The organism is Corynebacterium sp. HMSC063G05 (assembly GCF_001810555.1).
Lineage (GTDB): Bacteria > Actinomycetota > Actinomycetes > Mycobacteriales > Mycobacteriaceae > Corynebacterium > Corynebacterium jeikeium_D.
In genome coordinates this window covers 230,192-246,958 of the sequence record NZ_KV801849.1, presented here as the reverse complement: position 1 = coordinate 246,958, position 16,767 = coordinate 230,192, and the positions used below count along the sequence as shown (strand labels likewise).

Here is a 16,767-nt window from a genome sequence, read left to right as displayed (position 1 = left end):
TTCGTCTTTAATTTGTTTTTTTGGGTGACCAGTTTCAATGGTGATGAATCGACCTCGCACATCTCGCCAATCAGTGCCGCGGCCCGCAGCGCTGGGCTTGCGTAACGACGATCGGACGCGGGCTGACCTGGAAGATTTGGGGTGGTACAACGAGGAGTCCCTACATCTGTTGTGGGGTCTTGCCGGAGCCAGCGACCCCAAGCTGGCGCTTATGGCGCTAGTGCGGCTGAAAGGCGCTCTCGACGAGCTGGAGCAGCAGGGAAAGCTGGAGAACTGGGCCACCTGGTCCGGTCTCGATGAAGCCATGCGCGAGCAGGTGCCGCTACGTACGCGTATGTTTGCGCTGCTCGGCGGCTCGAGTGCACTGGGCGATCACCTGGTTGCACACCCAGAAAAGTGGGTTCTGCTCCAAGCTGAGTTTCCAACTGAGGCAGACATGTTCCGCGAGATGCTCTCCAGCGTCGGGGCTGTGCCCGAGGTCATCGAACTCACTGATGAGGCCAGTCTGGAAAAGCAGGAGGATCCCGAGTATCGCAACCCCGTCGTTGCGCCCGCCACGCTTGAAGGCCCCGGTTTGTACCGTGCGAAGCTAACCGGCCGTGAGGCCGAAGTTGCGATGCAGTGCGCCTACCGCGACTTGATCATGCGTATTGCGTGCTACGACTTGGCTGGCACGTACCCACGGGGTCCTCGCCGTCCGGGACAGCCACAAGTCCCATTCCGTCAGGTCTCGGAGGCGCTTAGCGATTTGGCGGATGCGGCGTTGACGGCTGCGCTCTCTGTCGCGGTGCAACAGGTCTTTCCTTCGTCGCCGGTCTCAACACGCCTGGCCGTAATCGCCATGGGTAAGTGCGGTGCGGAAGAGCTGAACTACATCTCCGATGTGGATGTCATATTCGTCGCAGAGCCGGCGGATGCCCGAGCCACCCGTTTGGCCAGCGAATTTATCCGGATTTCTTGTCACTGCTTCTTTGAGGTCGACGCGAATCTCCGCCCGGAGGGCAAGTCGGGTGCACTCGTACGCACCGTGGATTCCCACGTCGCCTACTACAAACGTTGGGCCGAAACCTGGGAGTTCCAGGCGTTACTGAAGGCGCGTCCGATGACGGGCGATGTCGAGCTGGGCCGTGAATACATCGATGCTCTGGCCCCGATGGTGTGGACCGCCTCTCAGCGGGAATCCTTCGTCGATGATGTTCAGCGCATGCGCGCCCGCGTGGTCCAAAACGTCCCCGAAGAGCTTCGCTACCGAGAGCTCAAACTCGGTCGCGGTGGTCTGCGGGATGTCGAGTTCGCGGTGCAGCTGCTGCAGCTGGTTCACGGTCGCTATGACGATAGCCTCCGCGTGCTGCCAACTGTGATGGCACTCGACGCACTTGTCGAGGCTGGCTATATCGGTCGCGAAGACGGTGCCGCGCTGATTAACGCCTACGAGTTCGTCCGTCTGCTGGAGCACCGCCTGCAGCTGCAAAAGATGCGGCGGACGCATTTGTTGCCTGCCGACGACGACACCGAAGCTCTTCAGTGGCTCGGTCGCGCCTCTGGCATCGTCGGTGAGGGCGGCACCGATGCCAGCAAACCGCTGGCCAAGCAGGTTCGACTGGCCAGCTCACAGATCCGCTCCCTGCACAACAAGCTTTTCTACCGTCCACTGCTGAACTCCGTGGTGGAGCAGGACATTGGAACCCTGCAGCTATCGGCCGATGCGGCAAAGCGCCAGCTGGCCGCGCTGGGCTATCAGTACCCGGATCGCGCCTACGAGCATCTTTCTGCGCTGGCGGCGGGCACCTCGCGCAAGTCGCGTATTCAGGCGATGCTGCTACCGACGCTGATGGAGTGGCTATCGTCGACGCCAGACCCCGACGCGGGTCTGCTCAATTATCGCAAGCTCTCTGAGAAGCTCCACGACGAAACGTGGTTCCTGCGTACGCTGCGCGATGAGGGCGTCGTCGGCCAACGGCTGATGCGTGTGCTCGGTTCTTCGCCGTACGCGTCTGATCTGATTATGAGTGCGCCGGACGTAATTAAACGGTTCGGCGACGGTGCATCTGGGCCGAAGCTTCTGAATACCGACTCCGATGCAGTCGGGCGTGCGCTGGTCGCAGCGGCTGCCCGACACAACAGTCCAGCTAAGGCCATTGGTGTGGCACGTGCGTTGCGCCGTGCAGAGCTCGCGCGAATTGCCTCCGCGGATCTTTTCGGACTGATGGATGTGCAAGAGGTCTGTCACTCTCTGTCGATGGTGTGGGACAACGTGCTCGAAGCTGCCCTGGCCGCCGAAATCCGTGCGTGGTCGCTGGAGCATCCTGACTCGGAGGTCCCGGGCGTTATCTCCGTAATCGGTATGGGGCGACTCGGCGGTGCTGAACTGGGCTACGGCTCCGATGCCGACGTGATGTTCATCTGTGAACCCCGCAAGGACGCCGATGGAGCGCCGCTTGTCGACGATTCCGAGGCGGTCAAGTGGGCAACCAGGATTTGTGACTCGTTGCGTCGTCGGCTGGCAAAGCCAAGCCAGGACCCGCCATTGGAGGTCGACGTGGACCTGCGCCCAGAAGGACGCTCGGGCCCGATTGTCAGGACCCTGGATTCCTATGTGACCTACTACGAGCGCTGGGGTGAAACCTGGGAGATTCAGGCACTGCTACGGGCTACCTGGATTGCCGGCGACAAAGACCTGGGCACCCGCTTCCTTAAGGCCATCGATCCGCTGAGGTACCCACAGGGCGGAGCTGATGCTAAGATGGTCCGCGATGTCCGTCGTATGAAGGCGCGTGTTGATTCCGAGCGGCTGCCTCGCGGAGCTGATCGGCGTACCCACACCAAACTCGGTTCCGGTGCACTGACCGATATTGAATGGACTGTGCAGCTGCTAACCATGCTGCATGCCCACGAGGTGCCGGAGTTGCACAACACTTCGACGTTGGAGTGTCTGGAAGTGCTGAAAGACCGCGGAATTCTAGATGCGGAAGATACCGACGCACTTCGGGATGCCTGGCTGATGGCGACGAATGCTCGCAATGCGCTGGTGCTCACGCGTGGTAAACGCACGGATCAGCTGCCACAGCCGGGGCGTCAGCTGACTCAGGTCGCAGGTGCGGCGGGGTGGGAAGCATCGGATTCCAACGGTTTTATTGAGCACTATTTGCGTCTGACTCGTCACTCCAGCCGTGTCGTCAATCGCGTGTTTTGGGGTGAGGAGAACCCCGACCACGAGTAGGCCGGGCAGAGGTCTGCCGCACCTCGCTGCGAGGCTCAATATGTGGCAGCGGGGTGCAGCCTTTGTCTTAGCACGGCGACCGGGCATAATGGTGGGCTATGGAACGCAACGTCGATTACTCGGTACGCCCTAGGTATGAGGATTTCATTCTCAACCTCGATGGCACTGACCTGCGTTTTTTATTGAGCCGCACGTGCCCAGCCGCTGATACCTCAGCTGCTGGGCAAGAGGCGGTGGAATTGCTGATGTCACAGGATTCAGCGCATACGGCGCTGTCTTTTTGTGATCCCGATGTTCTCGATGTGGCGCACTTGGTTCATATTCTGGAGGATTCCGCATCGCTGGATACCCTCACAGAAGTGGCCTATTGGGCATCGGATGCGGACGTGATGGCGCACGATACGCCGAAGGGCGTTGACCGCAAGCGTCGTCGCGTCGGCAAGCAGCAGCTTGAGCATGTGCTACGCCGTGGCCAGCGCCAGGGGCTCGTGTGGGAGGAACCGGCGGGCGTGTGGCATGTGCCGCCACATATTTCGGAGGTGTTCCCGGCGGAACCGAGCCTCAGCTTCCGCGTCGCCGACTTGGTGGCGAATATGCCAGCGGATGTGCTGAGTCGCCGTATGGAGCGCATGGGGCTGGAGCCGGATAACGCGCCGGGAGAGGGCACATCGCGAGCTCTGAACGCCAGCGATTTAACGGTGCGAAATTTGCAGGCTCGCCAGGTGGAGCACATTGCAGGCTTCCTCTGCGATCCGGTGAAGGTGCGGGCTCTGGTGATGACAGCTCCGGTGGATATTCGCAATGAGCTGCGCTGGATGGCAACCGACGAGAAGTACTTGCCCTCCTATATGTGGTCTGAACTACGTGCCGACGCGGTGCGCTGGGCCGAAGAGCGTCTGCTGCTGACTGTGCTAGAAGAACCGGCGATGCCGACATTTGAGCAAGAATCGGAAGCACGCAACGAATCGACAGTGGTTGCCCGCCTGGTGGGTGCAGTCGCGCTGGCGCTCAAGGGCGACATGTGGTCGATTCGTAAGCCGCATCCGACGGAGTCTTTCCCGGCAACGCTGGAGTCAAAGGAATTGACCGAAGCTTCGGTGGCTGCGGTGGCGTTTGCTTCGGCGTTTATGGATGCTGCGGGCAGCGGCGACGGGCGCCTGAAGGATCCGTTGCACATGTATGAGGAATCGAGCCTGCTGTGGATTCAGGACTTCGCAGCGTCAATAGGGGCGAGTGCTTTCGCAGCACCCTGGATTGTGGAGATGCTGGTCAACGCGGGATTGATTCACGCTGACAGCGGGCATCCGACGCCGCGCGCACTGCAGTACTGGTACAACGCCGATGCTTCGACCCGATGGGCGTATCTCGCGGCGGGCTTCCTCGTTGGTCGCGGTCCGTGGCACGGCGAGTTTCCGTGGGTGACCATGGGGGTCGATGATCTGTCGCATGCCACCCTTGCCTACGGCTACCCGTATGCCGCGCGTGAAGTAGTGTCACTGGCCGCGCAGCTGGAGGAAGATCAGAAGTTCTATGGCTGCTGCGTCGAAGGGCATATGGCTTGGAATGTCGACAACCTCTGCGCTCGCAATGGCGCCGATGGGGAAGCGATGGTCGGTTGGCTGCTGGAGCAGGCCGGCATCTTGGGCATTCTCTATCATGGGCACGCCTCCTGGCAAGCCATGGCCATCATGTATGCCTTGCACGACATCTGGCTGACTGATCAGCACGTCGGTGCTCAGCGCATGGCCGAACTCATCGCTGAGTATGCCGCTGGCCAGGTGCCGACGGCGGAGGCAGTCCAGATTGCCCGCCTGTTCAAGGATGCCGCACCTAACGAGCGCCTGGCTGCCACATTGGATGGCGTCGCCAGCAACCAGGTTGCCCTCGCGTTGGACTTCATCGGCGACCGCGAAACCTGCGCGGAAACTTCTCGCTGGATTGTTTCCGAGGAGAGCCTGCGTCGCGCTTGCCTCGCGGTTGACGGCGACGTCGATGTCCTGTTTTCCCAGCTGGGGCCACTGGTCAATAGTTCTATGAAGCTGGTCATCTACGCCGAGCTAGTCCGCATTACCAAGACCGAGAAGCTGCAGGAAATGTATGAGCGTGAGGCCGTAGCATCAACGCCTTCGCTTGACGACGTCCCGGAGAACGCAGCCTCCGAAACTGACACCGGTGAGCGCGCTTCCCATGGTGCTCAGACCGATGGCAGCGAACGCACGGCGGATAGCGGCCGCGCAGACTCCTCTGGGCGATCGGAGGACTCGGATGACTCGGAGGGACTGGAAGGACCAGAGCAGCTTTCGCTGTTCTAGCCGCTCCGTCTCTCGACTTCCTGTAGTTCCTACTCCGTAGGTTCCAGCTCAAAACGGCTCTGCTGGGCGACAAAGCGTGCCGCCGCACGCTTTGCCACCAGCAGGCCAACGAAACCAATCACCCACACACCGACGACAGCCAACCAGCCAATGCGGAAGGTCTCCCAGGTGTAATTTCCATCGGGAGCTGCAATATCCAGCAGGAAGCCGACACCTTGTGCAGCGAGCATGGTGGCCACAAAACCGCCCATATTCGCCAACCCAGTGCCGGTGGCGAGTACCTTGCGATCGACCTCTTCGCGCACTGAGTCAAAGCCGAAGTTGGACATTGCACCAAGACCGGCCATTAGGATGTTGACTACGATAATTGCCCAGTACGCTGGTGGGTTGCTCGGTGCCAGGAACACAAGCCAGACGGCCATGTTGATAAACGCGATTGCGACAACAACCTTGATACGGTCGCGGCCGGTGCGTGCCGAGACCATGCCCATCAACGGCCCGGCGATAATTACTGACAGCGTGTTAACGACCAGCACCACACTGGCCTCGGAGGGCTTAAGACCCATACCTAGCATCATCAGAGGCATGCCCCACAGCAATGTGAAGATGCACTGATGCATCAAACCAGTCCAGTGAGTGAAGAAACCCTGCCAGCACACCGGGTGAGTGGTCACAATCTTCAGAGTCTGGCCGATAGTTAGTTTCTCATCGGCTGCGGCAGAGGCTCCGCCATCGGCAGCCGTTTTCGCGGCCTTCTCGGCGGCGCGGCGTTTACGAAGTGACATCTTGGCTGTGGAGGAGTTCTCCGGGACGTCGGCAAGCGCGATCATGCCTACGATAGCGATGAGAAGACCCGCGGTGCTCAGCGACAAGAACGCGGGCACCCACCCCGCGGCGTGCAGAATCGCGAGGAACGGGACCGCAGAGATGAACTGGCCGAGCTGGCCAAGACCAGCCGTGAGCTGCGTGAACAGCGGAGTGACGCGCAGTGGGAACCACGCGGGAAGCAGCCGCATAGCACCGAGGAATGCGGTGGCATCGCCGGCGCCGATGAACACACGAGCAATGACAGCCAGCGGATACGATGTCGTGAACGCAATGATGACCTGGCCCAGTGCCATGATCAGTGCGCCCACGACCATCGTTTTCTTGGCGCCGACGCGGTCAATGATGATGCCCGTCGGAATCTGCGCCAGGGCGTAGACGCCAACCTGCACGGCGGTGAACAGCGCGAGTTGGGAGGCGTTGATATGGAAGCGATCGAGCGCCTCGACGCCAGCGACACCCATGGAGGTGCGGCCGACGATGGCAACGATGTAGGTAATCAGCGCCGCCAGCCAGACGGCAATCGCGCGACCAGTGACATGCTCGCGCGGGTCCTTTGCCACTGCGGTGGCGGGCTGATCTGTTGATGAAATCTGATCTTTACCGTTACGCTGCTTTACCACTCGCCATATTGTAGACCCCATCAACCAACCGGCCTGAAGAGGGGTCGCACCGGGGCCTAGATGGCCCCGATCATGCCTGCGGCAAACTACCTTTGTGCCTTAGCCAGAACTTCCTTCACGAAGTCCGCGACCACCAGCCGTGAGACCTTGAAATCAATTACGGCAACGGAAGCCTCATCGGAGTTGGAAACGTCATGGAAGTAGGCGTCGAGTTGGGCAAAGTCCTCAGGTTCGCCGACACTGAAACCGTGAGCGCCATAGGCACGTCCGACTGCGGCGAAGTCGTAGTCGGCAATCTCCATGGACGAGGTGTCCAACCCGACATCGCCAAACTGGTGCAGCTCCGCGCCATAGGCAGCATCGTTAATGAACACCACGCAACCGCCACGACCACGCCGCAGCTGCTCAATCGCCGCAGGTAAATCCGCAATACCCATCGTGCCGCCACCGTCACCGGCGACTAGCACGCAATAGTCCTTGGGGCGTGCCGCCGCGAGGCCGACAAGTGACCCCATGCCCAAACCAATTGACTGAATCGCCGTGCCCACAATCACTTGCTGCTGCGGACCAGGCACATCAAGATATTTCGGAACCCACCCCAGGAAATGGCCACCGTCAGTACACACAGCGCGCTGATTGGGCAGGATACGATTCAGATACTGCAGGCACGCCCGCGGATCCAACCGGCCATCCGCGCACGTCAGCGACTCGACCTCCGCTGTCGTCGGCAGTGTCTTCAACTCCGCACGCCATGTGCTTGACGACGACCCCCGGGACTTCTCCAGCTGCTCTGCCAGTACGGGCAGAAGTTCCTCCAACTTAGCCAATAGCGGTGTCACCGACGGCTGAGCAGCGGGATGGGGCTCGTCGACAACCTGGATAATCTTCGCGTCCGGTGCAAACATGTTGCCGCCACGGTTTTGGAAAGCGTTGAAGCTTGCTCCCAGGAACAGCACCACATCGGCCTGTCGAGCTAGCTCCACCTGCCACGCGTGCGCAAAACCGCCCACGGTGCCAATCTGCCACGGACTGGAAAGCACATGACGAGCCATCGCTGAGTGCATAAACAGTGCCCCCACGCTGTCCCCGATGCGGCGGACTAGCTCTGCGGTATCAGAGAGCAGCACACCTCTACCAGCAATAATGAGTGGGCGACGGGCAGTTTGCAGTTCCTCGGCCAGCGACGCGACAGTTGACTCCAACCATTCTGGTCGGCCGGTGTGCAGATGCTCCTGATTAGTCGACTGTGTTTCAGACGCAGATGCCGTAATCGGTGCTTCTTGGATGTCATAGGGGAGCAGCAGCACGACAGGCTGCCGAGAACTCAGTGCGTGCTGGACCGCAAAGTTTGCGTCGTCAAGCGCGGACTCGGGAGTAACGGTGCGATGACAGACGTCGAGGGCGTCGAGGAGCGCCGCCTGATTAAGGTCAAAGGGACGTGGGCGTTCCGGGTGCGTGCCGACGACAAAAATCAGCGGAATACGGGCTACTCGGGCCTCGGCCAGAGTGGTTAGCGCATTGGTGAATCCTGCGCCGCAAGTAGCGGTCGCGATAGCAAGCCCTCCGCCTGCACGGTGGAAGGCATCGGCGGCCCCGACAGCAGCCGATTCGTGTCGGACGGAGGAGTAGCCGAATCCCGATTCAGTAAGGGCTGACGTGAAGTGGGAGTTCGCGTTGCCGATGAGACCGAAGCAGTGGTCGCAGTGCTGGGCCAGTGTGTCGGCCAGCGCCCGCGAGACCGTGGTTGTCTTTTGGGAACCTTCCTGCGGGGAAGATGCGGGCGCGTGGGGCATAGGACGGCTATTAACTCGAGTGAAACTCATGTGAACAATTGTGAGGTAATCACGGGGGTAATAACAGCCCTATAGCCCAAGATAATGCCGTTTGCCCTTAAAAAAGAGGGCACTATTCCACATCGCTGCTGCGCGGATGGGGGTGACGTTGGGCTATGCCCGGTTTTAAGCCACGTTGTCGTCGATGAACTTCTTCACCACATCGACATCATTCGGCAGCTCGGTAACGCGGCGCGGGGCATTCATGATGTCCGCGAAACGCTCCGGGCAATCCGGCTCGCGTCCGGTGGCCTCCAGGATGGTCTCGGAGAACTTTACCGGCAGGGCGGTCTCCAGGCAGACGATTGGGGTGGATACCTGGTCTACCAGGCCGCGGGCGACGTGAATACCGTCAGCGGTGTGCGGATCGACCATGACCTCTAGGCGCTCCCAGCAGTCCTTGATGGTCTCGACGCGGTCAGCGTGAGTCGAGCGACCGGAGAGGAAACCGTACTGGGCAGAAGCCTCTGGGAAGATTGGATCAGCAGTAAGCGAGAAGCCGCCCTCCTTGACCTTGACACCAAAGAGGTCTGCAGTGCGCTCAGCATCGCGCCCCAGCAGATCGAAGATGAAACGCTCAAAGTTAGACGCGCGGGAGATATCCATCGATGGGGAAGAGGTAGCCTGCGTCTCCGCAGCGCTGCGCACGCGGTAGGCACCCGTGCGGAAGAACTCATCCAAGACATCGTTTTCATTGGTAGCCACAATCAGGCGGTCAATTGGCACACCCATCTGGCGCGCAATATGGCCGGCGCAAATATCACCGAAGTTGCCGGTCGGCACACTGAAGCTGACCTTCTGCGCGTTGTTCGCCTCAGCACCGTTGCCGCCAGTGACACGAATCCACGAGGAGACGTAGTACACGATCTGAGCCATCAGGCGAGCCCAGTTAATCGAGTTGACTGCACCAATGTGGCGGCTGGCCTTGTACTCCAAGTCACCGGAGACGGCCTTAACGATGTCCTGGCAATCGTCGAAGACACCGTCGAGGGCGACGTTGTGAATGTTGGCATCCTGCAGACCAAACATCTGAGCCTGCTGGAACGCGGTCATTCGACCAGCCGGAGTTAGCATGAACACGCTGATTCCCTCACGGCCGCGCATTGCATACTCGGCCGAGGAACCCGTGTCACCAGAGGTGGCGCCGAGGATGTTCAGGGTCTCGCCACGACGAGCCAGCTCATACTCGAAGAACTCACCGAGCAGCTGCATCGCCATATCCTTGAATGCCGCTGTGGGGCCCATGGACAAGTGACCGATGTAGAGCTGATCTTCCAGCTTCGTCACCGGCACAATATCCGGATCGGAGAACTTCGGGTAGGTGTACGCCCGTGCACAGATACCGCGCAAATCCTCCAGTGGAATGTCGTCCACAAAAAGGCTGACGACCTCTGCAGCCAAGGCTGCGTAACCGTCGTCGACAAGCACGGAGCGCCAACGCGTCAAAGTGGCATCGTCAACCTGTGGGTACTCGACCGGCAGGTAGAGGCCACCGTCGTTAGCGAGACCTCCCAGGAGAATGCCTGAGAACTTGTGCGGCGTGCGCTCTGGGTCGCGAGTCGAAATGAAGTCCAAGGCGGGCCCCTTACATGTATGCCAACACCCGCCGCATCGGCCCATAAGAAGGCCTTTTGAAAGATTGCGACGGGGTTGACCGGTGGATGTTTTCTTTAATTTTTACATATGCACCGAAGCCAGTTAGGCCTCGGTTGTGGAAGATGCGGAATTGGCCTCTTCAGCGTCGAAGCTGAGCTCTTCGGAACGGTCGATGACATCATCCTTGGCAAAGCGGTTAACAATCATGGCAATTGCACCGTCTCCAGTGACATTACATGCGGTACCGAAGGAGTCGATGGCGATGTAGGCGGCAATCATCAAAGCGACCTGCTCCTGATCGAAGCCCAGCATGGACTGCAGCACTCCGACCGCGGCCATAATTGCGCCACCTGGAACGCCCGGAGCCGCGATCATGGTGATACCCAAAGTGAGAATGAAGCCGATGGCCATGCCCGGCGAAAGCGGCTTGTCCGCCATGAACATCACGGCAAATGCGAACAGCGTGATTTTCATCATCGAACCGGCCAGGTGGATGGTTGCGCACAGTGGCACGGTAAAGCCAGCGACCTTCTCCGAGACACCATTCTTCAGCGCGGCCTTGTACGTCACCGGAATGGTAGCGGCCGAGGAGGAGGTGCCGAGTGCGGTGACGTAAGCCGGCAGCATGTTCTTCAGGGACGTCCACGGGCTACGGCCAGCGATGGCGCCAGCGATGGAGAACTGGATTGCCAACAGGAGCACGGTGCCGATGACTGCCAGAAGCAGCACCTTGAAGAACATCGACAGCGTCGTGGTCAGGTTGCCGTTCATGCCCATAGACAGGAACATGCCGAAGATGTAAATCGGCAGCAGCGGGATGATAAACGCCGAGATGATCTTCATAATCACGTCGCGCAGCTGCGTCGCACCGCGGTAGAGCGAGTCCGACTTCACGGTGGTCATCGCCACACCGACCGTGAAAGCCAGCAACAGGGCGGTCATGACGTCAAACGGCGGTGGCATCTCCACATTGAAGAAGCTCTCCAGCGCGCCCTCATCAATATCCACCGATGCGCCGGCTTGGTCAGCGCCGAGCAGCCAAGGGTAGAGCCCCTGGGTGGCGGCGTAGGCCAATAGACCCGAGAACACCGTCGAGCCGTAGGCGATAGCAGTGGTAATACCCAGCCACTTTCCGGCGCCGCGGCCCAGGCTGGCAATCGCCGGCGTGATGAGGGCAAAAATCAGCACCGGGATAAAGAAGCCCAGGAAGTTACCAAAGAGGCCATTGAAAGTGACAAAAATTCGAGCCAGCCATTCCGGGAAGAAAAAGCTGCAGACAATGCCCAGAATAATCGCGACAATAACGCGGAATAGGAGCGTTTGCGTAAAACGCATTCGGGTACTCATAGTCAATCCTTGTTCGGATGGAATTTACTTCTCTAGCGTGCGGTATTTACGTTATGCAACGCAAATAACCGGGTGTGGTTTTACGCCTTTTCGGCTACCTCTTCTGCAACGGTCTCGTCGGCAAGCACACTCGCCGGGCGATTTGCGCGCTGCTTTCGCGTGACGACGTCAATTGCGTATCCGATCACCGTCGCTGCCAGAGTCGGCAGGAACCATCCGAACTCGATGGTCTGACCAGGTACGAGACTGAGGAAGTCCGCCAAAGCAGAACCACCGACACCCAAACCGGAGAGTACTGAGATACCCGACCAGATGGTGGCAACCCAGACGCCCAGGCGGTAGGTGTAATGCAGCTTGAAGGAGTAGGAAATGACCGGGTCGAGAAGAGTCAGTGCAATCAGAGTGATAGCCGGCGGGTAAATAAAGGTGATGATTGGCGCGGCAATCGCCAGTACCTGAGACAGCCCCTGTGTTGCCATTACGAAGGACATGACCGTGAAGATAATCGCCCATGCCTTGTAACTGATGCCCGGAAGTAGCAGGTTGAAGAACTCGCTGGTGGCGGCAATCAGGCCGACAGCCGTGGTCATACATGCGAGCAGAACGATGAGGCCGAAGATGATTTGTCCGACCTGGCCCATGGCCAGCTTGGAAGCCTCTGCGAGAATGCCCGAGCCGTTATCGAAGGAGGCGGCATTCGGCAGCACCTGGCCGACATAGCCCAGACCCAAGTAGATGATGGCCAGCAAAATGCCGGCGAACAGGCCTGAGATCATTGTGCCGCGAACCATACGCTTGCCCTCTGGGACACCGCTGACGCGGAGGGCAGAAATGACAATGATGCCGAATGCCAGGCCGGCGATGGAGTCCATTGTGAGGTAGCCCTCGACCAGGCCGGAGGCAAATGGGGTAGAGGAGTACTTCTCAATTGGCGCAGCCGGAGCGGCATCGAATTTGAATGCCGACATTCCAACCAATACAACCAAGAGAATTAGCAGAGCCGGGGTGAGGATCTTGCCCAGTTTGGACACAATTTCATTCGGATTCCACGCAAGTGCTAAGGCGATACCGAAGAAAACAAAGTAGAAGGCCGCAGCGACGGCCAGTGAATCACTGCCGAAAATCGGCTGGACACCGGTTTCGTACGACACGGCACCGGTACGCGGCAGAGCGTAGAAAGCACCGATGGAAAGGTATGCGATTACCGGGAAGCCCAAGGAAAAGATGCGGCCTGCGCGAAACGCTAGGTCACGCAGGTTGTTGCCTGAAATGGCGATGGCGATGATGGCCAGAACTGGCAACGCCACACCGGTGAGCAGGAAGCCGGTGATTGAGGGGCCAAAATTGGTACCGGAATCCACTCCGAGCTTCGGCGGGAAGATGAGGTTGCCCGCGCCGAAGAACATCGAAAACAGCATGAGAGCTGTAACAACGATAATGGAAGCGAAAGACTTCAGGGACTCCACTCCGCTCGACTTGGTCATGAGAATTGTGTTCTTTCTAAATTAGTGTCGCCCGTAAGGTCAAGGGCGATGCTGCAAGCTGCTGTGGCGACGCCGTTGTTGCCTGTGCTGCGGTGGCGCAAACGCCCGTTACAGCAGCGCAATTGCAGTTCGTGTGCCCATGTAGATGAAAGGCCACGATGTCGAAAACTGACACTCTTAATGTGAAATTGTGAATTTTCACGGGCTGGGTGGAGCCTGATGCGTGAATTAAGTTGCGGCTTGTATGAGCCGTCTTTATTTGAATTATTAAGGGGCTTCGACGGCGTTGGTGGTGCCGACGAAGGCACTCTATTTATCCTAATGGGGCGTTCGAGAGAGGGAAAATCAAGAAATTTCCCAGAAAGTTTGCTGCCTGTGATGGGGCAGCGAACAAAAGAGAAAGAGCCTGGCGCACACGTTTACGCTGACAGCGTGTGTACGCCAGGCTTAGTACTAATTCCGTCTGCTCTACAGCAGATCCTTCACTTTCGGATCCACCAGCGCGGTCACTGCGGCCTTCGCATCGGCTGCAGTTTCGGCATCGACAGCGTATGCTGCCATCTGCTGGCAGGTAGCGCGGTCGTGGAGGCGGAGAGCGGCGCGGACGGCCGGCACCTTCTTGGAAGCCATGGACAGCGAGCTCACGCCGAGTCCCACCAGGACCAGTGCCAGCAGCGGGTCACCGCCGGCTTCACCGCAGACACTAATGGGCTTGCCGGTAGCATTGCCGCCCTTGCATGCGGACTTAATCATTTGCAGCACAGCCGGCTGCCATGGCGATAGGAGATCCGCCAGAGCCCCCTGCATACGGTCGGCCGCCATAGTGTACTGCGACAAGTCGTTAGTACCAATGGAGGCAAAGTCCACAATGGACAGCAGCTGCTTCGCGCGAATTGCTGCTGCGGGGACCTCAATCATGATGCCGACCTTCGGCAGGCCACGCTCCCGTGCCTTGTCTGCAAACCACTTTGTTTCTTCGACCGTTGCGATCATCGGAGCCATAACCCGCAGGTCAGCCTTACGGCCGGTGGCGTCAAACGCAGCGGCGAGTGCATCCAGCTGCGTATCCAGCAAATCTTCCCGAGCCTGCGACAGGCGCAGTCCGCGGCGACCCAGCGCCGGGTTTTCTTCCTCGCCTAGGTCGGCAAAGCTCAGCGGCTTATCCGCACCCGCATCCAGCGTGCGCACAACCACGCGTCGCTCACCGAATGCCTTCAGCACACGAGTGTAGGTTTCCGTTTGTTCCTCCAAACTCGGAGCCTTGTCGCGGTCGAGGAAAAGGAACTCAGTACGGAACAGGCCGGTGCCCTCATTGTCCTGCGCTGCTGCAGACTCACCATCCTCCGCCGTACCAATGTTGGCCAGCAGATTCACGGGGTACCCATCAGCGGTCTTGCCTGCGCCCACAGACTGCGCCAGGGCTGCTTCCCGGCGTCGAGCGCGCTCTTCCAACGCGGCGACCTCATCGGCGGTCGGATTCGCAATTACCTCACCGGCGCCGCCGTCAATGGCGACGAAGGTACCGGCCTCGAGTTCCATGACGCCCTTCGCCTTAACGACGGCTGGAATGCCCAGCTGTGCTGCGAGGATAGCCGTGTGACTGGTCGGCCCGCCACCGGCGGTGGCAATGCCTACGACCAACCCGGGGTCAAGACCCACGGTTTCGGCGGGCGCGAGATCGTCGGCAAGCAGAATAGTTGGGGTGGAGACATCCGGGACGCCCGGTTTTGGCAGGCCACGCAGCTCGCAAATTGTGCGGTCGCGAACATCGTAGAGGTCGGTGACACGTTCAGCCATGTAGCCACCGAGACTGGTTAGGAGCTGCGCGTAGTCTTCAACGGCATCGTGAACGGCCTGGGTGATGCCGGAGCCCGCCTTGAGTTTCTTCACCACGGCCTTGGCGAGCGCCCTGTCGGAAGCCAGTTGCGCAGTGGCCTCCAGAATCGGGCGTGCCTGCGGGCTGGAGTGCTCAGCCTGCTTCTTCAGCGACTCTGCGACGTTGGCCATCGCCGCGCGGACGCGCTCACCATCGGCGACGGGATCGGTCGACGACGGCTCTTGAGTATCAACTCCCGGGGCGGGGAGTACCTTTACTACTTCAGCGCTGGCCGTACCGGTCGAGACACCGATGCCATAGATGACAGTGTGCTGCTCGTTCATTGCTTCCGATCTCCTTTTCGGGACCTCTGCGGGGATACTCGTCGGTCGTGGTGTGCCGTGGTGTTATCCAGGAGCGTTCTAGCTGGGCTTACTCGGCATCAAGGTCGCGCTCGAGCATGGCTGCAAGCTCGTCCAGAGCTGCAGCTGCGGAGTCGTCCTCGCAGCTCAGCGTGACTTCGTCGCCGTGCTTAGCGCCGAGGGTCATGACCTCCAGGATCGAGGCGGCATCGGCCTCTTCGTCGTCAAGGGAAATGACAATGTCGTAGTCGTACTCAGCAGCAGCCTGAGTGAACAGGGAAGCCGGGCGAGCGTGCAGGCCTACGGAGGAACCGATGGTAGCGGTACGAGTAATCATGGTTGAATCCTTTCGGGTCGAATATGTGAAATTTTCTGACTCAGGCACAGTGCCTGTACATCCCACCGCGGGTGCGCCGCCCGCTGGTGCTTGCTTAGCATCAACGTCGCGAACGCTCCGGGAAACCCTGGAGGCGGTGGGAGATACAGCCGCTGCCTGCACAATGCGTGCAATGTGCAGGGTGAGGTAGGAAACTTCGTCTTCCGTCAACCCCGACCCCAGACGCAGTTCAATGACTGCGGAGATACGCTGTGCGCAGCGAAACGCCTCTGGGGCGGAGTCACGGATGGCCTGGCCAATAGCGGAGGAGTGATCTTTCAACTGCTCATGCTTGGCAATCCGGACGAACAGGTAGCGCAGGTGTGTGATGAAGCGCCCCACATTGACAGTCTCTGGCTCCAGCGTGATGCCAAAATCACTTTCAATGATTGTGAGCAGCTGCTGCAGGACGCCCGTCATGGTGTAGGTGAAGCTCAAATCACCCGTGGCAAACCCGGCGTTGACCAGGTGCAACGTAATAGCCACTGCTTCGGAACGGGGCAATGGTGCTATACGACGGTCATTGAGAGCGCGATTGATATGCGACAAAATCGCCTGCGCCTGCGCGTATTCTTCACTATAAAGTTGGCTGACTTCCGCGAGCAGCGGGTAATCTGCTCGCTGCCCGTTAGCTGCCCTCATGATGGCGAAACCAATGTGATCGGCTAACGCCACAAGGAGGGAAGCGTTCTTCGTCATTGATTCCGGCAGGCCGGCTGCGGTTACCGCATCGGTCACAAGAGTCATGTGAGCCAGCGGAATTTCTGTGAGCATCGTGGCAATATGGTCCGGATCACGGCCTTCCGCTGGGACAAAGATGCGAACAACTTTGCTCGAATCAACCGGCTGCCCCGGGCGGGCCTTGAAGCCAATGCCGCGGCCGGTGATGATTTTCTCGCCGGTCGCGTCCTTGGCCAGAACCACGTTGTTATTGAATACTCTCAGGATTTCCATGTCGGTAACCGTGAACTCCT

9 protein-coding genes and 1 pseudogene are annotated in these 16,767 nt (G+C 59.5%); 2 read left to right on the top strand and 8 right to left on the bottom strand.

Annotation, left to right across the window (positions count from 1 at the left end; all coding sequences use genetic code 11):
- Positions 1-37: 37 nt before the first annotated feature.
- A complete protein-coding gene (locus HMPREF2751_RS05525; RefSeq protein WP_070595652.1) occupies positions 38-3,220 on the top strand; it encodes a bifunctional [glutamine synthetase] adenylyltransferase/[glutamine synthetase]-adenylyl-L-tyrosine phosphorylase in 3,183 nt (1,060 codons plus the stop codon).
- Positions 3,221-3,318: 98 nt separating this feature from the next.
- On the top strand, positions 3,319-5,532 hold the full coding sequence (locus tag HMPREF2751_RS05520) for a hypothetical protein (protein WP_070595651.1): 2,214 nt from the start codon (positions 3,319-3,321) through the stop codon (positions 5,530-5,532).
- A gap of 29 nt (positions 5,533-5,561) precedes the next feature.
- On the opposite strand, the gene HMPREF2751_RS05515 is transcribed toward HMPREF2751_RS05520, so the two are convergent.
- From HMPREF2751_RS05515 to HMPREF2751_RS10905, 8 genes and pseudogenes are all read right to left on the bottom strand, one after another.
- Positions 5,562-6,980, bottom strand: a complete 1,419-nt coding sequence (locus HMPREF2751_RS05515) for an MFS transporter (RefSeq protein WP_371325899.1) — start codon at positions 6,978-6,980, stop codon at positions 5,562-5,564.
- Positions 6,981-7,066: 86 nt separating this feature from the next.
- Positions 7,067-8,803, bottom strand: a complete 1,737-nt coding sequence (locus tag HMPREF2751_RS05510; protein WP_246823156.1) for a thiamine pyrophosphate-binding protein — start codon at positions 8,801-8,803, stop codon at positions 7,067-7,069.
- A gap of 135 nt (positions 8,804-8,938) precedes the next feature.
- Entirely contained in the window at positions 8,939-10,387 is a 1,449-nt protein-coding gene (gene thrC / locus HMPREF2751_RS05505) for a threonine synthase (RefSeq protein ID WP_070595649.1), read from the bottom strand.
- A gap of 123 nt (positions 10,388-10,510) precedes the next feature.
- Positions 10,511-11,755, bottom strand: coding sequence for a dicarboxylate/amino acid:cation symporter (locus tag HMPREF2751_RS05500; protein ID WP_049189588.1), 1,245 nt, complete (start codon positions 11,753-11,755; stop codon positions 10,511-10,513).
- 80 nt (positions 11,756-11,835) lie between these two features.
- Positions 11,836-13,239, bottom strand: a complete 1,404-nt coding sequence (gene brnQ, locus HMPREF2751_RS05495) for a branched-chain amino acid transport system II carrier protein (protein WP_070595648.1) — start codon at positions 13,237-13,239, stop codon at positions 11,836-11,838.
- 468 nt (positions 13,240-13,707) lie between these two features.
- Positions 13,708-15,399 carry a phosphoenolpyruvate--protein phosphotransferase gene (ptsP, locus tag HMPREF2751_RS05490; RefSeq protein WP_049189586.1) on the bottom strand — a complete coding sequence of 564 codons (1,692 nt, stop codon included), beginning with the start codon at positions 15,397-15,399 and terminating at the stop codon, positions 13,708-13,710.
- An 88-nt stretch (positions 15,400-15,487) separates the two neighbouring features.
- Positions 15,488-15,754 carry an HPr family phosphocarrier protein gene (locus HMPREF2751_RS10910; RefSeq protein ID WP_224433282.1) on the bottom strand — a complete coding sequence of 89 codons (267 nt, stop codon included), beginning with the start codon at positions 15,752-15,754 and terminating at the stop codon, positions 15,488-15,490.
- Between the two features lie 177 nt (positions 15,755-15,931).
- Positions 15,932-16,747 (bottom strand): annotated as a pseudogene (locus HMPREF2751_RS10905) (PRD domain-containing protein); the annotation flags it as partial.
- Between the last annotated feature and the right edge of the window lie 20 nt (positions 16,748-16,767).